Origin of the sequence: Bradyrhizobium sp. TM102, from assembly GCF_009176685.1 — a bacterium.
Lineage (GTDB): Bacteria > Pseudomonadota > Alphaproteobacteria > Rhizobiales > Xanthobacteraceae > Bradyrhizobium > Bradyrhizobium ottawaense.
Genome location: NZ_AP021855.1, coordinates 1,344,881 through 1,361,576, shown reverse-complemented (window position 1 = coordinate 1,361,576; position 16,696 = coordinate 1,344,881). Strand labels below are relative to the sequence as shown.

19 protein-coding genes and 1 pseudogene are annotated in these 16,696 nt (G+C 65.9%); 4 read left to right on the top strand and 16 right to left on the bottom strand.

Annotated elements, in window-relative coordinates; translation table 11 throughout:
• Positions 1-11: 11 nt before the first annotated feature.
• The 11 genes and pseudogenes from GDN70_RS06365 to phnG all read right to left on the bottom strand — a co-directional run bounded on the left by GDN70_RS06365 (position 12) and on the right by phnG (position 8,751).
• Positions 12-966: pseudogene (locus GDN70_RS06365) on the bottom strand (aliphatic sulfonate ABC transporter substrate-binding protein).
• Between the two features lie 22 nt (positions 967-988).
• Complete coding sequence (locus GDN70_RS06360; protein WP_028140760.1) at positions 989-1,210, bottom strand: hypothetical protein; 222 nt, start codon at positions 1,208-1,210, stop codon at positions 989-991.
• A 555-nt stretch (positions 1,211-1,765) separates the two neighbouring features.
• Positions 1,766-2,377: a pyridoxamine 5'-phosphate oxidase family protein gene (locus GDN70_RS06355; protein WP_038950669.1), complete on the bottom strand. Its 612-nt coding sequence runs from the start codon at positions 2,375-2,377 to the stop codon at positions 1,766-1,768.
• The gene (phnN, locus tag GDN70_RS06350; protein WP_152102300.1) at positions 2,364-2,996 is read right to left on the bottom strand and encodes a phosphonate metabolism protein/1,5-bisphosphokinase (PRPP-forming) PhnN; all 633 of its coding nucleotides are present in this window, start codon (positions 2,994-2,996) and stop codon (positions 2,364-2,366) included. Before phnN ends, GDN70_RS06355 begins: the two co-directional genes overlap by 14 nt.
• Positions 2,993-4,150, bottom strand: coding sequence for an alpha-D-ribose 1-methylphosphonate 5-triphosphate diphosphatase (locus GDN70_RS06345; protein WP_038972216.1), 1,158 nt, complete (start codon positions 4,148-4,150; stop codon positions 2,993-2,995). The genes phnN and GDN70_RS06345 overlap by 4 nt, the downstream gene beginning before the upstream one ends.
• Before the next feature lie 11 nt (positions 4,151-4,161).
• Entirely contained in the window at positions 4,162-4,860 is a 699-nt protein-coding gene (gene phnL / locus GDN70_RS06340) for a phosphonate C-P lyase system protein PhnL (protein WP_173015762.1), read from the bottom strand.
• Positions 4,861-4,882: 22 nt separating this feature from the next.
• Positions 4,883-5,680: a phosphonate C-P lyase system protein PhnK gene (gene phnK / locus GDN70_RS06335; RefSeq protein ID WP_152102298.1), complete on the bottom strand. Its 798-nt coding sequence runs from the start codon at positions 5,678-5,680 to the stop codon at positions 4,883-4,885.
• Positions 5,673-6,569 (bottom strand): alpha-D-ribose 1-methylphosphonate 5-phosphate C-P-lyase PhnJ, encoded by an 897-nt coding sequence (locus GDN70_RS06330; RefSeq protein WP_028140766.1) that lies wholly within the window; start codon positions 6,567-6,569, stop codon positions 5,673-5,675. Before GDN70_RS06330 ends, phnK begins: the two co-directional genes overlap by 8 nt.
• A complete protein-coding gene (locus GDN70_RS06325) occupies positions 6,566-7,669 on the bottom strand; it encodes a carbon-phosphorus lyase complex subunit PhnI (protein ID WP_152102297.1) in 1,104 nt (367 codons plus the stop codon). The genes GDN70_RS06330 and GDN70_RS06325 overlap by 4 nt, the downstream gene beginning before the upstream one ends.
• Positions 7,670-7,673: 4 nt before the next feature.
• Complete coding sequence (gene phnH, locus GDN70_RS06320) at positions 7,674-8,282, bottom strand: phosphonate C-P lyase system protein PhnH (RefSeq protein ID WP_173015761.1); 609 nt, start codon at positions 8,280-8,282, stop codon at positions 7,674-7,676.
• 4 nt (positions 8,283-8,286) lie between these two features.
• On the bottom strand, positions 8,287-8,751 hold the full coding sequence (gene phnG / locus GDN70_RS06315) for a phosphonate C-P lyase system protein PhnG (protein ID WP_173015937.1): 465 nt from the start codon (positions 8,749-8,751) through the stop codon (positions 8,287-8,289).
• Positions 8,752-8,868: 117 nt separating this feature from the next.
• Between phnG and phnF the strand changes: the two genes are divergently transcribed.
• A complete protein-coding gene (phnF, locus tag GDN70_RS06310; protein WP_018321223.1) occupies positions 8,869-9,597 on the top strand; it encodes a phosphonate metabolism transcriptional regulator PhnF in 729 nt (242 codons plus the stop codon).
• A 121-nt stretch (positions 9,598-9,718) separates the two neighbouring features.
• Here phnF and phnE (GDN70_RS06305) read toward each other — a convergent pair whose 3' ends face one another.
• The 4 genes from phnE (GDN70_RS06305) to phnC form a co-directional block, all read right to left on the bottom strand.
• Complete coding sequence (gene phnE, locus GDN70_RS06305) at positions 9,719-10,567, bottom strand: phosphonate ABC transporter, permease protein PhnE (protein WP_038950659.1); 849 nt, start codon at positions 10,565-10,567, stop codon at positions 9,719-9,721.
• A complete protein-coding gene (gene phnE, locus GDN70_RS06300; protein ID WP_038950658.1) occupies positions 10,564-11,448 on the bottom strand; it encodes a phosphonate ABC transporter, permease protein PhnE in 885 nt (294 codons plus the stop codon). The genes phnE (GDN70_RS06305) and phnE (GDN70_RS06300) overlap by 4 nt, the downstream gene beginning before the upstream one ends.
• A 71-nt stretch (positions 11,449-11,519) precedes the next feature.
• The gene (phnD, locus tag GDN70_RS06295; protein ID WP_028140773.1) at positions 11,520-12,455 is read right to left on the bottom strand and encodes a phosphonate ABC transporter substrate-binding protein; all 936 of its coding nucleotides are present in this window, start codon (positions 12,453-12,455) and stop codon (positions 11,520-11,522) included.
• Between the two features lie 66 nt (positions 12,456-12,521).
• Positions 12,522-13,331 carry a phosphonate ABC transporter ATP-binding protein gene (phnC, locus tag GDN70_RS06290; RefSeq protein ID WP_038950656.1) on the bottom strand — a complete coding sequence of 270 codons (810 nt, stop codon included), beginning with the start codon at positions 13,329-13,331 and terminating at the stop codon, positions 12,522-12,524.
• A 173-nt stretch (positions 13,332-13,504) separates the two neighbouring features.
• Between phnC and GDN70_RS06285 the strand changes: the two genes are divergently transcribed.
• The 3 genes from GDN70_RS06285 to GDN70_RS06275 are packed head-to-tail and all read left to right on the top strand — an operon-like array spanning position 13,505 to position 16,083.
• Positions 13,505-14,176 (top strand): chloramphenicol acetyltransferase, encoded by a 672-nt coding sequence (locus GDN70_RS06285; protein ID WP_028140775.1) that lies wholly within the window; start codon positions 13,505-13,507, stop codon positions 14,174-14,176.
• Positions 14,173-15,366, top strand: coding sequence for an alpha-D-ribose 1-methylphosphonate 5-triphosphate diphosphatase (locus GDN70_RS06280; protein WP_038950655.1), 1,194 nt, complete (start codon positions 14,173-14,175; stop codon positions 15,364-15,366). Before GDN70_RS06285 ends, GDN70_RS06280 begins: the two co-directional genes overlap by 4 nt.
• An 18-nt stretch (positions 15,367-15,384) precedes the next feature.
• Complete coding sequence (locus tag GDN70_RS06275; protein ID WP_038950654.1) at positions 15,385-16,083, top strand: DUF1045 domain-containing protein; 699 nt, start codon at positions 15,385-15,387, stop codon at positions 16,081-16,083.
• A 3-nt stretch (positions 16,084-16,086) separates the two neighbouring features.
• Here the strand turns inward: GDN70_RS06275 and GDN70_RS06270 are convergent, their stop codons facing one another.
• Positions 16,087-16,680, bottom strand: coding sequence for a hypothetical protein (locus GDN70_RS06270; protein WP_028140778.1), 594 nt, complete (start codon positions 16,678-16,680; stop codon positions 16,087-16,089).
• Positions 16,681-16,696: the final 16 nt, after the last annotated feature.

Genomic DNA, 16,696 nt, shown 5'->3' with positions numbered 1-16,696 from the left:
GTCGCGTTATCTCAGGACCCCGGCGTCCACTTCCAGACGATGTCGGAGACGTTGACCGGCTTCGGGATCAGGCCGAGCTTTGCAAAGCGGTCGGCGACGGCCTGCTGGGTCTTGATCACCTCGGCGTCGAGCGGCACCACGCTGTAAGTCGATCGATTGACGAAGCGGCGGACGGCCTCGATGTCGACACCGGTCGCCTCGGACTGCGCCTTCGCGACCTCCTCGTGATGTGAGTTCGCCCAGGCGCCTTCCGAGGCGAAGGTGGTGTTGAGCCGGGCGACCAGCGACGGATATTTCTCGACGAAATCCGTGTTGGCGATGTAGTAGGCGTTCGGCCTGTGCACGTCCTTGTCGAACGCGATCACCCGCGCGCCCTCCTTCAGTTCGGCGAGCGCCAGATACGGATCCCAGATCGACCAGGCGTCGACCGAGCCCTTGACGAAAGCCGCGGTCGCATCAGCCGGCGCGAGCGGCGCCGGCGTGATATCAGACCAGGACAGCCCGGCCTTGTCGAGCGATGCGACCAGCAGATTGTGCGCGCTCGATCCCTTGCCGAAGGCGACGCGCTTGCCCTTGAGGTCGGCGAGCGTCTTGATCGGTGAATCCTTCGGCACGATGATCGCCTGATTGTCGCCTTCGGACTTCACAGCCGCGACGTAGCGGATCCTGGCGCCGCCCGCTTGCGCGAAAATCGGCGGCGTATCGCCGACGAAGCCGAAATCGACGCTACCGACATTGATGGCCTTCCAGCAGCGGCGGACCGAACTAGAAGTCGACCCATTTGACCTCGATGCCGAGCGGCCTGAAGGCGTTTTCGAGTGTCTGACGCTGGCGCACGGCCGGGAAGAAGCCACCCTTCTGCGTGCCGATCCGGATCTCCGCGGGCTTGTCCTCGGCGTGCGCGGACACATTGAATGCGGTCGCGACGAGCAGCGCTGCGGTCAGAAAATGGCGTCGTGCAATCATGTTGCGTTCCTTTGCGTTGGATTCAGTTGGCGAAGAACGGAGAATTCGCGCGCCGGCTCCGCTCGGAGAGCACCGCGCGGGCCGCGCGCTCGGCCTCTCGCGCCGAGCGGAACTGACGGCCTTCGAGGCTGTCGAACAGGCGCTCGGAGGAGAAGAAGCGGAAGCCGCGGGCATCCCTCGTGACGATGCCGGCGGCACGGTCGTGGATCTCGATGATGTAGGCGTTGGACTGGGCCTGAGACATGACTGCTCGTTCGCCGGAATTCCGGCGCTCCTGACTTGCAAATTTGCGGTGTGGATGTTGCTAGGACGAGGTCAGCAACAACAACAGGCGCCCGTCGCAGCCGAGAAACAGCGCCGCGTCATGCACGCATGCATGTCGTTGGAAGTGCGCGGGCGATCGGTTCTCATGGTGCGGCGTGAACTCGAGGAGCAGTTTCGATGCCGCAAATATCCGGCGATTGCCGCGATTGGTCAATGAAATGGCTATCCATATTTGCGGGCCGCGCGCGGGGGTGCTTCTCCCACAGGAAGCGCTTGCAGGCGGATTCATCTTGCGCGGCAAGGATCGCCGCGGCGATATGCCGGGCTCTTGTAGGGTGGGCAAAGCGACTTGTCCGCCGTAGCTCGAAGAGCGAAGGCGGAAGCGTGCCCACGATCTGTCGCGATGTTGGACAGGAGGTGGGCACGGCGCAAGCGCGCCTTTGCCCACCCTACGATACTGAACTTGCGGAGAGAACCCCTCACCCCGCCCTCTCCCCGCAAGAGCGGGGCCAGGGAGACGAGAGAGCGCGGAACGTCACCACATCGTCGCGGCGGCGCGCTCCGGCCAGATGCGATCGTACTCCGCGCCGCCGACCTGGTTGTCGCTCATCTCGGCGAGGATCTGGCCCGGCGTCGGCAGCGTCTTCGGATCGATACGCTTGTCGGGATTCCAGAGGTCGGAGCGGACGATGGCGCGGGCGCACTGGAAGTAGATTTCGTCCACCTTCATCACCATGACGCTGCGCGGCGCCTTGCCTTCCACCTTGAACGAGGCCAGCAGCTCGGGATCGATGGATAGATGTGCGCGACCGTTGGCACGAACCGCATTGCCGGAGCCGGGGATCAGGAACATCAACGACACCCTGGGATCGCGCACGATGTTGCGCAAGGAGTCGACACGATTGTTGCCGCGGCGATCCGGCAGCATCAGCGTCTTGGGATCATGGATACGGACGAAGCCGGGCAAATCACCACGCGGCGAGCAGTCGATGCCCTCGGGGCCGATGGTGGCAAGCGCGGCGAACGGCGCCTTCTCGATGAAGACGCGGTAGAGCGGGGTGACGTGGTCGGCGACTTTCACGGTCGAGGCGTCGTTGGTGGCGCCGTAGATGGCCTCCAGCTGTTCGATCGTTTCAATCACCGACATTCCGTCCTCCTTGCTGTACTGGCTGATCGTGCCAGCCTTCGTTCCTGATCACGCGCACGAGCTGGCGGGCGTGATACTCGGCGCTACCGGCATTGAGGATGGTGACATCCGCCTGCGCCGACCTGTCGTCGACGCTGCGAGTGAGGCGCTCGGCGATATTGCCGTCGCTCTGTCGCGCGCGCGCGGCCAGCCGCGCGGCCAGCACATCCGGCGGCGCCGTGATCGCGACCACCACGACGTCGGCGTAGGTCTGGCGCAGCGCGCCGATCACCGTGCGCGAGACATTGGCGACGACCGTGCGGCCGGCGCGGATATCCTCGTTGATGGCGAGCGGCAGCGCATAGGAATGCCCGTGCGCGTCCCAATGCACGGCGAAGTCGCCATGCTCGCACGCGCCGCGGAATTGGTCGAAGCCGAGCGCGACATTGTCTTCGTCGGCGGAGGATTCACGCGTCACGATTCGGCGCGGGAAGACAATGTCGTGATCGTCAACGCAGGCCGCCTGCGCCAGCCGCAGCAGCGTGTCCTTGCCGGCGCCGCTGGGACCGACCACGAGCACGAGCCGGCCGGGACCGATCGCGCCCGCGTCGTCCTGCGCCATGGCCGGGATCTCGCTCATGCGACGCGGCTTCCTTCACGCCAGACGCTGCGGACGACGGGAACACTGCCGGCAACATGCACGCGAATGAGGTCGGCGCGCTTGCCGATCGCGACCTCGCCGCGGTCGGTGAGGCCCACCGCTTCCGCGGGCGCCTTCGTCACGGTGCGGATCGCCGCGGGAAGGCCGATCGCGGGCACATGCTCGGGCAATTGCAGCGCTCCCATCAGGAGGCTCGACGGGATGTAGTCCGACGACAGGATGTCGAGCAGGCCTTCGCGGGCGAGATCGACCGCGGCGATGTTGCCGGAATGCGAGCCGCCGCGCACGACATTCGGCGCGCCCATCAGGATGTCGATGCCAGCCTCGTGCAAGCCGCGCGCGGCCTCGAGCGTGGTCGGGAATTCCGCCACCGACACGCGGTCGCGCACGGCGTCCGCGACGTTCTCCTCGGTGGTGTCGTCGTGGCTCGCGAGCGGGATCTTGTACTGATGCGCCAGCGACACGATCTCGCGCATGTTGGTGGCGGCATAGAGCTTCTGATATTCGAAGCGCTTTGCGAACAGTTCGTCGAGCTCGGCATCGGTCTTGCCGCCGCCCTTGCCGCGGTAATAGTCACGCAGCTTGACCTCGTCGCGGAACTGACGCTGACCGGGGGTGTGGTCCATCAGCGACATCAGCTTGACGTCGGGACGGTCGATCAGCTCCCTGGCCTCCTCGACCACGCTCGGCATCGGGATTTCGCAGCGCAGATGCAGGAAGTGGTCGGCGCGCAGCAGGCTGGCGTCGCGCGCGGTCGTGATCGCGGCGGCGAGCACGCCGGCCCGGCCGTCCACTTCCTCGGCGCCGTCCTCGCGCCAGACCCGAAGCGAATCGAACACGGTGGTGATGCCCGAAGTCGCGAGTTGGCCGTCGTAGGAGATGACGGCGGCAACCGGATTCCAGAACACCTTTGGCCGCGGCACGTAATGGGCTTCGAGATGGTCGGTGTGCAGCTCGATCAGCCCCGGCATGATCAAATCGCCGCCGGCATCCTCGGCGCCCGCAGGCGCAGTCCCATCGCCGATCTCGGCAATGCGCCCGTCGGCAAGAGCGAGCCAGCCCTGCTCGATCACCCGGTCGGCCAGCACGATCCTGGCGTTGGCGATCACAATGTCCTTCGGCTTGGCGTTCATTTCCATGTCCCTCAGGCCGCGGCGGCGAAGCTGGTGACGTCGACGATGCGGTCGGCAATCAGATGACGGATTTCGTCGTCATGGACAATGGCGACCATGGCGACGCCCTGGCGTTTCTTCTCGGCGACCAGCTCGACCACGACGGCGCGGTTGGCGGCATCGAGCGAGGCGGTCGGCTCGTCCAGCAGCAGGATCGGCAGGTCCGAGATGAAGCCGCGCGCGATGTTGACGCGCTGCTGCTCGCCGCCGGAGAAGGTCGCGGGCGGAAGCTGCCAGAGGCGCTCGGGGATGTTGAGGCGGTGCAGCAGCTCGCCGGCGCGGGCCTGCGCCTCAGTGCGGGCCATGCCGTTGACGATCAGCGGCTCGGCGACGACGTCGATGGTGGCCACGCGCGGCACCGCGCGCAGGAACTGGCTGACATAGCCGATGGTGGAGCGGCGGACGTTGAGGATCTGCCGCGGCTCGGCGCTGGCCAGATCAATCACCGCGCCTCGATGGCGGATGCCGATGCGGCCGCTATCGCAGCGGTAGTTGCCGAAGATCATTTTCAGGATCGAGGACTTGCCGGCGCCTGATGGCCCGGAGAGCACGACGCACTCGCCGGGATTGACCTGGAAGGTCACGCCGCTGACGACCGGCAATTCGATGCCGCCCTGCAGGTGCATGGTGAAGGTCTTGTTGGCGTCGGCAACGTCGATCATGGCAGTCATTGGGCGGCTCATCTGAGAAATCTCATGGCGGCAGAATCGAGGAGACGAGGAGTTGCGTATAGGGCTCGCGCGGATCGTCGAGCACCTGATCGGTGAGACCGGTTTCGATGACCCGGCCGCCCTTCATCACCATCACGCGGTGCGACAAGAGCCGGGCGACCGCGAGGTCGTGGGTGACGATGATGACGGCGAGATGCAGCTCGGCGACGAGGCTGCGCAGGAGGTCGAGCAGGCGCGCCTGCACGGACACGTCGAGGCCGCCGGTCGGCTCGTCCATGAACACCAGCCGCGGCTCGGTGACGAGGTTGCGCGCGATCTGGAGGCGCTGGCGCATGCCGCCGGAATAGGTGCGCGGCGCATCGTCGATGCGCGCGGTGTCGATCTCGACGCGGGTGAGCCAGTCGGAGGCAGTCTCGCGGATGCGGCCATAGTGATTCCACCCCACCGCCATCAGCCGCTCGCCGACATTGGCGCCGGCCGAGACCGCCATGCGCAAGCCCTGGGCGGGATCCTGATGCACAAAACCCCAGTCGGTGCGGTACAGGAAGCGCCGCTCGGCTTCGCCGAGCGAGGCGGGATCGCGGGCGACACCGTCGCGCATCCGATAGGACACATGGCCGCCGCTGGCCGCAAGCTGGCCCGACAGCAGTTGCAGCAGCGTCGACTTGCCCGAACCTGATTCGCCGACGATCGCCAGCACCTCGCCGGGATAGAGCGAGAAGGAGACGTCGCGGCAGGCGGCGATGCGGCCGAAGGATTTGCTGAGGGAGGTCGCGACCAGCAGCGGCTGGTCGTTTTCGAGCGCGGCCTGATCAACCATTGGTGCCTCCTTGCGCCTTCTCCTTGTACGGCGCGGCACTGAGGCTGCCGTGATGGCCGGCGGCCTGACGGCCCTCGCAATAATCGGTGTCCGAGCACACGAACATCCGTCCGCCCTTGTCGTCGGTGACGATCTCGTCGAGATAGGAATTCTCCGCGCCGCACAGCGCGCAGGGCGCGTTGAAGCGGTAGGGTTCGAACGGGTGATCCTCGAAATCGAGCGACACCACCTGCGTATAAGGCGGGATCGCATAGATGCGCTTCTCGCGGCCGGCGCCGAACAATTGCAACGCCGGGCAATTGTCCATCTTGGGATTGTCGAATTTCGGCGTCGGCGACGGATCCATCACATAGCGCGCATTGACCTTGACCGGATAGGCGTAGGCGGTGGCGATGTGACCGAAGCGGGCGATGTCCTCATAGAGCTTCACATGCATCAGGCCGTATTCGGCGAGCGCATGCATGCGCCGCGTCTCGGTCTCGCGCGGCTCGAGGAAGCGCAACGGCTCCGGGATCGGCACCTGATAGACCAGCACCTGGTCTGCGTGCAGCGTCGCCTCCGGGATGCGGTGGCGGGTCTGGATCACGGTCGCCTCATCCGTCGCCGTGGTCGTGGCAACGCCGGCGGTCTTGGCGAAGAATTTTCGGATCGAGATCGCGTTGGTGGTGTCGTCGGAGCCTTGATCGATCACCTTCAGCACGTCGGCGGGACCGAGGATCGCAGCGGTGACCTGCACGCCGCCGGTGCCCCAGCCGTAGGGCATCGGCATCTCGCGGCTGGCGAACGGCACCTGATAGCCGGGAATGGCGATCGCCTTCAGGATCGCGCGGCGGATCATCCGCTTGGTCTGCTCGTCGAGATAGGCGAAATTGTAGGCGGGCGCGTTCATTCCGCGGCTTCCTTCATGGCGTCAGGCGCCTGGGCATCGGAAAATTCTTGGCGCAGCTTGCGGAGCAGGCCGAGCTCGGACTGGAAGTCGACATAATGCGGCAGCTTCAGATGCTCGACAAAGCCGGTGGCCTGGACGTTGTCCGAATGCGACATCACGAATTCTTCATCTTGCGCCGGGGCGAGTGCCTCCTCGCCCAGCTCGCGGGCGCGCAGCGCGCGATCGACCAGCGCCATCGACATGGTCTTGCGCTCGCTCTGGCCGAAGGCGAGGCCATAGCCGCGGGTGAAGCACGGCGCTTCCGTCGCGGAGCCCTTGAACTGGTTGACCATCTGGCACTCCGTGAGCTCGATCGCGCCGAGCGGCACGGCGAAGCCGACGTCCTCCGCCAGGAATTCCACCTCGACCTCGCCGAAGCGGATCTCGCCGGCGAAAGGATGGTTGCGGCCATAGCCGCGCTGGGTGGAATAGCCCATCGCCAGCAGGAAACCTTCGTCGCCGCGCGCGAGGTTTTGCAGGCGCAGATCGCGGTCCGCCGGAAAATTCAGCGGCTCGCGGGTGAGATCGCCGACGCTGGCACCGTCTTCGGCCTGCGGCGAGGATTCGATCAGCCCGTCGCGGCCGAGAATGTCCGTCACGCGCGGCGTTGGCGCCGTCGTCGCATCAGCCGTTGCCGGCGCTTCCGGCACAAAGCCTTGCGCGAGCGCGGGATCGAGCAGGCGGTGGGTGTAGTCGAAGGTCGGCCCGAGGATCTGGCCGCCCGGAATGTCCTTGAAGGTCGAGGACACCCGCCGCTGCACCCGCATCGCGCCGGTGTCGACCGGCTCGCTGGCGCCGAAACGCGGCATCGTGGCGCGGAAGGCGCGAACCAGGAAGATCGCCTCGATCAGGTCGCCGCGCGCCTGCTTGATCGCGAGCGCCGCGAGCTCGCGATCATAGAGCGAGCCTTCGCTCATGACGCGGTCCACGGCCAGCCCGAGCTGTTCCGAGATCTGGTCGAGCGTGACCTCCGGAACGCCTCGGTCGCCGCGCCGCTTATCTGCGAGCAGGCGATGGGCGTTCTCGATGGCGCGTTCGCCGCCTTTGACTGCGACATACATGCTTCTAGCTTCCCTTGCTCACGATGCGCGTGGTGCGGGGGATCGCGACCACGGCGTCATCGGCGACCAGCACCACATCGATGCCGCGCGGAAACAGTGCTTCGTTGACGCGCAGGCGCTCGAACAGATCGAACGGCTTGATCGACGCCTGGAGCATCGCGGCGCCGTCGATGCCGGGACCGCGCAGCTCGAAGCTGCGTCCTGCGTCGAGACTGTCGACCTGAAGGATCAATGTGGTGGACCGATCCGGATATTCGCTGGTGCCGAGCGCGAAGCGTTCGAGCTGCGGCAGCGCGCCGCCGTCACTGATCAGCGCAAAACTCGCGATGGTGGAGTCCTGCACCACCGGCGCGCCGGTGTGAAATTTCAGCCATTTCACCACGTCCGGGCTCTCCGCCATCCGCGCGTCGAGCCAGAGCGGCGTGTCGTGGTCGAACAGCGTCAGCGCGATCGCGGCGGTGCCGCGCATCATCGTTTCCGGCTTGCCAGCCATCGGCACGATGCGCTGGACCGAGCCCGGCCGCGCCATCGCGTCCATCACCGAGCGAAAGGTCGATTGCGCCGACAGCACCTTGTCGGCGAAACCGGGCGGCAATTCCGCAATCGTGGTCATGATCTCACCCCTCACCGCGCACCATGGTGTAGAAATCAACCTTCGTCGCGGCGGTCTCGGCCGCCGCCTGCTTCCGGCGAATCATAAGCTGCTCACGCAACGGCGCGATTACGTCCCGCTCCACCGCTCCGCCGAAATCCCGGGACTGAACCAGCGCGTCGCACAGCGCGATCAGCCGCGCTTTCTCGCCGTCGCGCCCGAGCGTGTAGCCGAACCCGACCTCGCCGCTCGCCAGCCGGACCGCAGCGCGCGACACCGTGGCTTCGCCGAGATTGAACGGCGCGCCGTCGCCGCCGACCCGGCCACGCAGCATGACGAGGCCGTTTTCGGGCGCACGCAAATCCTGAGGGGCCGGGACAGCCAAGTTGCGGAGGCGGGCGGCGATCTCGCCCGCCTCCGCGTGCGCCAGCACGGCCATGGCGGCCTGGCGCTGGGCTTGCTGGTTGTTGTGCTGGGTCACCTGATCCACCGAACCTTTGACAGAACTTGCCGCATCGAAGTTGTCTATGATAATAGACAACTTCATACGGGAGCGCCATGACTGTTTCGTGACAAAGCTGTGATTTCTGGAGTAGGTTGCCGCAACATGAGCATGCAGGACACCGCCTCCTCCGGCGTCGCGCTATGGCGCCTCGTTGCCGACGGCATCGAGCGCGGCATCGCCGATGGCCGCTTCGCGGCCGGCGACAAATTGCCGGGCGAGATGGAAATCGCCGAAACCTATCGGGTGAACCGCCACACCGTGCGGCGCGCGCTGGCAGCCCTTGCCGAGCGCGGCCTCGTGCGCGCCGAGCGCGGCAGCGGAACCTATGTCGAGGCACAGAAGCTCGCTTATCCCCTGCGCTCACGCACCCGCTTCTCCGAGATCGTCGGCGCCGGCGGCCGCGAGCCGCGCGGGCAGCTGATCGAGGCGACCGACGATGTCGCGACCCGTGAGCTGGCGCGCGAGCTCGGCTTGAAGGCCGGCGCGCCGCTGGTGCGGATCGAGGCGATTCGCCTCGCCGACCGCACGCCGATCTGCGTCTCCACCACCTGGCTGTCGGCGGAATTATTTCCGGGTGCCGGCGCCGTGTTCGCAGCGACGCGCTCGATGACGAAGCTGCTGGAACATTACGGCGTCCGCGACTATCGCCGCGGCGCGACCCGGATCACCGCCGGCATCGTCGACGCAACCGACGCGGCCCGGCTCGATCTGGCGCTGGGACGGCCGATCCTGGTGGTCGATGCGACCGACCACGATCTCGACGGCAAGCCGCTGATGACCAAGCATTCGCGCTTTGCGGCGGAGCGGGTGGAGTTTCTGGTGGAGTCGTAGGGTGGGTTAGCCTTGGGCTGCGCGAAGCGCAGTCCGAAGGCGTAACCCACCTCTTCTGTCTCCGCGGAGATAAACAGTGGTGGGTTACGCCTTCGGCTAACCCACCCTACGGCACCTTTGATCAGGCGACAGCCCGCCTGCCAATAATCGCAAAGCGCAGCTTGCCCGAGATGAAATCGATCGCGGCGACCGCGACCAGGATCATCAGGATCAGGAACGACACCTTCTGCCATTCCAGCACGCGGATCTGCTCGGCGAGCTGGAGGCCGATGCCGCCGGCGCCGACGATGCCGATGATGGTGGCCGAGCGGGTGTTGGATTCGATGAAATAGAGCACCTGCCCGGCGATCACGGGCAGGACCTGCGGCAACAGGCCGAAGCGGATCTCGTGCAGCGGGCTGCCGCCGGAGGCGCGGATGCCCTCGACCTGCTTCTGGTCGGCGGCCTCGATCGCCTCCGAGAACAGCTTTCCGAAGGCGCCGAAATCCGACACCGCAATGGCAAGCACGCCGGCGAACGGGCCAAGCCCGACGACGTTGATCCACACCAGCGCCCAGATCAGCGTGTCGACGCCGCGGATCGAATCCAGCACGCGGCGCACGGGAAAGCGCAGGAGCTTCGACGGCACCACGTTGCGCGCGGCCAGAAGGCTGACGGGGAGTGCGAAGACGGCGGCGAGCGTGGTGCCGAGCAGTGCAATCGACAGCGTCTCGCCGAGTGCCTTCAGGTAGACCGGCAGCGACGAGCCGGGATCGGGCGGGATCATCATCAGGCTGATCCAGCCGAGCTGGCTGAGACCTGCGAAGAATCGCGACGGCGAGAAATCGAGATCGACCAGGCCGTAAATGAGGATCGCGAACGCCGCGACGATCATCGCCGGCGTGGCAAGCCGCGCCGAGGCCGGACGGTCGAACACATCGGGATAGCGCGCGCGAAGCTCTCGCGTGTCGACCGCCTGCTGCCTCGTCACGCCCGCGCCTCCTTGCCGAACAGGCGGCCGCGCAACCAACCGGTGCTGATGTCGATGATGAACACGGTGACAATGATGGTGAGCAGGATCGCGCTGACGTCCGAGTAATAGAACTTGCGGATGGCGACGACGAGCTCCTGGCCGATGCCGCCGGCGCCGACGAAGCCCATCACGGAGGCTTCGCGGACGTTGATCTCGAAGCGCAGCAGCGCGTAGCTCGCATAGCCCGCGGTCACCTGCGGCACGACGGCGAACCGCATGCAGGACAGCCAGCTCGCGCCGGTCGAGCGGATGCCTTCGACCGGCTTCATATCGGCGTTCTCGACGATTTCCGAGAACAGCTTTCCGAGCGCGCCGGTGGAGTGGATCGCGATCGCGAGCACACCCGCCATCGGTCCGAGCCCGAAGGCGATCACGAAGATCAGCGCGAACACGATGCCCGGAACGGTGCGGGCGAATTCGAGCAGGCGCCGGACGACGAAGCGCAGCCAGGGTGCGGGCGAGGTGTTTTCAGCCGCGAAGAAGTTCAGACAAAATGCCAAGGTCGCGCCGATCAGCGTGCCGACATAGGAGATCAGCAGCGTCTCGCCGAGCATCTTCAGCCATTTGCGCCAGCCCCAGAGCCACTCGCCGACATCGGTCCAGACGCGCTGGCCGTTGTCGAGCGTGAGGATGCGGTCGAAATAGCTGATGAAATTGCCGAAATAGGTGAACAGCGTGCGCAGATTCACTTCCGCACCGACCGCGGCGAGAAGCAGCGCGGCGGCGAAGACCGCGATCCCCAACAGCAGGCGGAGCCGCCTGCGCCCGACCGCCTGGCGATAAGCGGCGTTGAGCACGGCAAGCTGCTGCTCGGGGAGGATCGAAACCGCTGTTGTCATCGGCCTGAGCCAAGTTCCGTCAAAGAAAGAGCCGGGTCCAAGGACCCGGCTCCAGTTACATCGCCCTGAGATCAGGACGCCTTCTTCTTACGCAGCGCATCGACGAACTTGATCAGCTCGATCGTGCCGTCCCAATCCTTGGTGGTGGCGGGATGAAAGCCCTTCTTCTGGCCGTCGGAGAGGCGGTCGAACGCGGCCTTGTCCTTGGCCGGCGCGTCGAAGAACGCCTTGGCGATAGCGGCCTTGGCGTCTTCCGGCAGGTCGGAATTGTAGGCATAGGGGCCGTTGATGATCGGCGCCGACTTATGGATGATACGGAAATCGTCCTTCTTCATCGCCGAGCCGTCGGCATTCTTCAGCATGCCCTTGGTCAGCATCTGCGCCAGCGTGGAATCGTCGTCGCTGGTCCACTGGTTGGCGGCAACGTCGACGGTGCCCTGCGACAGCGCCAGCATCGCGTTCTCGTGACTGCCGGTGAAGACGACCTTGCCGAAATAGCCGTCGGCATCGGGGATGCCCATCTTGTCCAGCTCGAAGCGCGGCACATTGTTGCCGGAGGTCGAGTTCGGATCGACGAGGCCGAGGTTCTTGCCCTTGAGCTGGTCGACGCTCTTGTAGGCGCTGCTCGCCTTGACGAAGAACACCGAATAATAGCCGGTCGAGCCGTCGGCGTTGATGTCGTTGGCGAAGGCGTCGGACTTGACGCCGGTCAGGCGGGCGCGGGCGAACGAGGCCGAGCCATAGCTGGCGATATGGATGTTGCCGGCGCGCTGGCCCTCGATGACGGCGGCGTAGTCGTTGGCGATGCGCAGCGTGACCTTCACGCCGAGTTCCTTGGAGAGATAGCTCACGAAAGGCGCCCAGCGCTCGGTGACGCCGGAGGCGTTCTCGGCCGGGACGACCGCGAAGGTCAGCTCGGGATATTTGGCTTTCCAGTCTTCGGCGGAAGCCGACGAGGCGAAGGCGAGCGCCGCGGCGCCGGCCAGAACGAGTCTACGAGTGATCATGATACCCTCTTCATCGGTTGGGTCGGTTGACGCAAAAGCTTGCAACTCAAACAGGCGCGACGCGGCTCAGGCGGCGGCCGCCGTTCCAAGTGCCGGGACGCCCGCGGGCGCCGGGTCAGGCATGGTGCCCATGACGTCGGCGGCTTCGAGATCGTAAAGCTCGCGCGCGACGTGGTCGGTCAGTGCGGCCGGTGCGCCGTCGAACACGACGCGCCCCGCCGCCATGCCGATCAGGCGGTCGCAATAGCTGCGCGCCAGATCGAGCGAATGCAGATTGCAGATCACGGTGATGCCGAAATGCTTGTTGATGCGCAGCAGCGCATCCATCACGATCTTGGTGTTGCGCGGATCGAGCGATGCGATCGGCTCGTCGGCGAGGATGATGTCGGGCTGCTGCACCAGCGCACGCGCGATCGCGACGCGCTGCTGCTGGCCGCCGGAAAGCTGGTCGGCGCGCTGGGCGGCGAGCGATGCGATATCGAACTGTTCGAGCGCGGACATCGCCAGCGCCTTGTCCTGCTCGGGCCACACTTGCGACAGCGAGCGCCAGGCCGGCATCGTCGCAAGCCTTCCCATCAGGACGTTGGTGAGGACGTCGAGCCGGCCGACCAGGTTGAATTGCTGGAAGATCATGGCTGAGCGCGCCCGCCACTGCCGCAGCTCCTTGCCGCGCAGCGCGGTGACGTTGATGCCGTCGAACAGGATGCGGCCCTGCGTCGGCGTCGCGAGACGATTGATGGTTCGCAGCAGCGTCGACTTGCCGGCGCCGGACCGTCCGATCACACCGACGAAGCCGCCGGAGGAGACTTGAAACGAAGCGTCGTCCACCGCGGCTTTCGCGCCGAAGCGACACGTCAGACCTTCCACCACCAGCATGCAGGACTCCAGATTAGCTGGAGCCAACCGCTAACGCCCGCGCTTGACACTTGTGTGACACGGGCGTTGCACTGCGGCGATGCTACACACCTCATCCCCTGTCATCGCCGCGTCATGACATCGTCATCAAGCCGCTCGAAGAGGAACGCCCGCCCTCGCGCTCCGGATGCAACATGGCCGCCAAAACTCTTTCGGTCCAGCCGACCATCGATCCCTCGGCCAAACTGCATGAGACCAGGCTCGGCGCCTATACCGAGGTCGGCGCGCGCACCATCCTGCATGAAGTGGCGATGGGCGATTACTCCTATGTCGTGAACGATTCCCAGATCACCTACACCACCATCGGAAAGTTCTGCTCGATCGCGGCCATGACGCGCATCAATCCCGGCAATCATCCGATGCACCGCGCGACCCAGGCGCATTTCACCTATCGCTCGAGCGCCTACTTCGAAGGCGAGAGCGACGACGCCGAATTCTTCGACTGGCGGCGCCAGCATCACGTCCATATCGGCCACGACGTCTGGATCGGCCACGGCGCGATCGTGCTGCCGGGCCGCAACATCGGCACCGGCGCGGTGATCGCGGCCGGCGCCATCGTCACCAAGGACGTGCCGGCCTACGCCATCGTCGCCGGCAATCCGGCCCGCATCGTGCGGCGGCGTTTCTCCGAGGAGATCGCCGGAAGGCTCGCGCGGCTCGCCTGGTGGGACTGGGATCACGACAAGTTGCGTGAAGCCCTGCCCGATTTCCGCAAGCTCGGGATTGAAGATTTTCTTGCGACATACGAAGCAGGGGCGGCTCCCCTGACCAGATCCCTTACCAGCAAACGAAACGCGGTCGCGTGACAGACATTTTCCTTGAAGGCGGCCGGGCCCTGACCGGCGCCGAATTCGTCGAAACGTCATTGGCGGTGTCGGGACAGGACATCGCGCAGATCGATGCCTCACGGGGCCGGGCGCGGCTGATAATCGATTCACGCAACCTGCTGGTGCTGCCCGGCATCGTCGATCTGCATGGCGATGCCTTCGAGCGGCAGATGATGCCGCGCGCCGGTGTCGACTTCCCGATCGACGTCGCGCTCGCCGACAGCGATCGCCAGGCGATCAGCAACGGCATCACCACCGTCTTTCACGCCACCACCTGCTCGTGGGAGCCGGGCCTGCGCAGCGCCGATAACGCGCGCGGCCTGATGGAGGCCATCGAGCGGCAGCGTCCGCAATTCGCCGCGGACACCCGCTTCCATCTGCGGCACGAGACCTACAATCTCGGCGCCGAGGCCGAGATCAGCGAGTGGCTCGACGAAGGCCGGGTCGACCTGTTCGCTTTCAACGACCACATGGACGGCACGGTCGCCGACATGGCCAAGCCGCGCAAGCGCAACCGCATGGTGGAGCGCACCGGGCTGTCAGCTGAGGAATTTGACCGGCTGGTCGAACGCGTGGTCTCGCGCGCCGACGAAGTGCCGGCTTCGGTTGCGCGGCTGGCCGCTGTGGCGCGCGCAGCCGACGTGCGGATGCTCTCGCACGACGATGCGACGCCGGCGATGCGCCAGGAGTTTCGCGAGCTCGGCGCTGACATCGCGGAGTTTCCGATCAACGAGGAGACGGCACGGGCGGCAGCAAGCCACGGCGATGCCATCGTCTACGGCGCGCCCAACGTCGTGCGCGGCGGCAGCCACACCGGCTGGACGAAGGCCTCCGACATGATCGCCAAGGGGCTCTGCTCGGTGCTGGCGTCGGACTATTATTATCCCGCGCAGCTGCTCGCCGCGTTCCGCCTCGCCGCCGATGGCGTGCTGCCGCTGACGGAAGCCTGGAATCTGGTCTCCGCCGGGCCGGCGCGTGCCACCGGCCTTGCCGATCGCGGCGTGCTCGCGGAAGGTCGCCGCGCCGACATTCTGCTGGTCGACGACAGCGTGAAGCTGCGGCCGCGGCTGATCGCGGTGATCGCAGGCGGAAAGCTCGTCCATCTCACCGATGCGACGCGGCTGCTCACTGCTGTGGCGACGCCGCGCGAGGCTGTCGTCGCGGCCTAAATTGGTTATGCTGAGGCGATGACAGGTTTTCCCCGCTACGCGATCTATTTTGCCGCCGGCAGTGACAGCGCGCTGTCCCGCTTCGGCGCCGAGTTGCTCGGCTACGATGCCTACACCGGCAACGAATTGCCGTTCCCGCGTGATGCGCTGCATGTCGCGCCGGACTGGCGCGACGTCAGCGCCGATCCACGCAAATACGGCTTTCACGCCACGCTGAAGGCGCCGATGGCGCTCGTATCAGACAGGACCGAAGCGGAACTGATGGCCGCCTGCGCCGCATTCGCCGGCAAATCGCGGCCGCTTGCCGTGATCCGGCCCGTGGTCGATGCCATCAGCGGCTTCATCGCCGTCATTCCGGCCGAGCCGGTCGAGGCGCTCCAGCAGCTCGCCGCCGATTGCGTCCGCGAATTCGACTCGTTTCGCGCCGCGCTGTCGGCGGGCGATCGGGCGCGGCGCAAACCCGAGAAACTCAGCGAGCGGCAGCGCGACTATCTCGACCGTTGGGGCTACCCTTACGTGATGGAAGAATTCCGCTTCCACATGACGCTGACGGGGCGGCTGGATGCCGAGCGCCGCGGACCGATCCTGGAGATGCTGAGGCCGCGGTTTGCGACGCTCGGTCTCGATACGCTGGCGATCGACCGCATCGCGCTATTTCGGCAGGATGATGCGGCGGCAAGATTCCACATCGTCGACGAGTGGCCTCTGGCGCGATAGACCTCAGCGCCAGCTCGCAAGATTCAAGGCGAGCGCCACCGCGCCAACCAGAACGAGGCTGGCCGCCCAGACTGCATCCAGATTGAACCAGCTTCGCGAGACGAACCTCAATCCAAGATGGCGGTAGACCAGCCACGCCAGACATCCGCCGGCGCCGACCATGGCGGCAACATGCACCAGGGACACCAGCACCGCCATCCCCAGACTTGTCTTCATCAGCGCGCCCGCCGCTTCATGGCCGGCATCGAATTCGAAGGCCTGGCAGAGCCCGAGATAGATCGGCACGAGCATCAAGGCGGCGCCGTGAGCGATGGCGACGGCAAATGACCAGAGCGCCAATTGCGTCGGCGGAATTCGTGCCAGCGCGCGGGGATGACGCCGCGCGATCAGCCGATAAACGCCGAAGCCGATGACGAGAAGGCTCGCGCCAATCTGGATCGAACGCTGCCACTCGGCCAGCACGAGCAGGAACGCGAATGGCAGCAGCACGAGAAATGTTGCCAGGAGATGCCCGGCCGACAGGGCCCACAACGCACGAAAGAGCGCGCGCGGGCTCTTGTCCATGAGCCCGGCCGAAACGGCGAGCGGCCATCCCATCCCCGGATTGACTCCG

Coding starts and splice junctions, on each gene's coding strand:
- GDN70_RS06360 (WP_028140760.1), bottom strand. CDS start 1,210: ATGTCTCAGGCCCAGTCCAACGCCTACATCATCGAGATCCACGACCGT.
- GDN70_RS06355 (WP_038950669.1), bottom strand. CDS start 2,377: ATGTCGGTGATTGAAACGATCGAACAGCTGGAGGCCATCTACGGCGCC.
- phnN (WP_152102300.1), bottom strand. CDS start 2,996: ATGAGCGAGATCCCGGCCATGGCGCAGGACGACGCGGGCGCGATCGGT.
- GDN70_RS06345 (WP_038972216.1), bottom strand. CDS start 4,150: ATGAACGCCAAGCCGAAGGACATTGTGATCGCCAACGCCAGGATCGTG.
- phnL (WP_173015762.1), bottom strand. CDS start 4,860: ATGACTGCCATGATCGACGTTGCCGACGCCAACAAGACCTTCACCATG.
- phnK (WP_152102298.1), bottom strand. CDS start 5,680: ATGGTTGATCAGGCCGCGCTCGAAAACGACCAGCCGCTGCTGGTCGCG.
- GDN70_RS06330 (WP_028140766.1), bottom strand. CDS start 6,569: ATGAACGCGCCCGCCTACAATTTCGCCTATCTCGACGAGCAGACCAAG.
- GDN70_RS06325 (WP_152102297.1), bottom strand. CDS start 7,669: ATGTATGTCGCAGTCAAAGGCGGCGAACGCGCCATCGAGAACGCCCAT.
- phnH (WP_173015761.1), bottom strand. CDS start 8,282: ATGACCACGATTGCGGAATTGCCGCCCGGTTTCGCCGACAAGGTGCTG.
- phnF (WP_018321223.1), top strand. CDS start 8,869: ATGAGCATGCAGGACACCGCCTCCTCCGGCGTCGCGCTATGGCGCCTC.
- phnE (WP_038950658.1), bottom strand. CDS start 11,448: ATGACAACAGCGGTTTCGATCCTCCCCGAGCAGCAGCTTGCCGTGCTC.
- phnD (WP_028140773.1), bottom strand. CDS start 12,455: ATGATCACTCGTAGACTCGTTCTGGCCGGCGCCGCGGCGCTCGCCTTC.
- phnC (WP_038950656.1), bottom strand. CDS start 13,331: ATGCTGGTGGTGGAAGGTCTGACGTGTCGCTTCGGCGCGAAAGCCGCG.
- GDN70_RS06285 (WP_028140775.1), top strand. CDS start 13,505: ATGGCCGCCAAAACTCTTTCGGTCCAGCCGACCATCGATCCCTCGGCC.
- GDN70_RS06275 (WP_038950654.1), top strand. CDS start 15,385: ATGACAGGTTTTCCCCGCTACGCGATCTATTTTGCCGCCGGCAGTGAC.
- GDN70_RS06270 (WP_028140778.1), bottom strand. CDS start 16,680: ATGGGATGGCCGCTCGCCGTTTCGGCCGGGCTCATGGACAAGAGCCCG.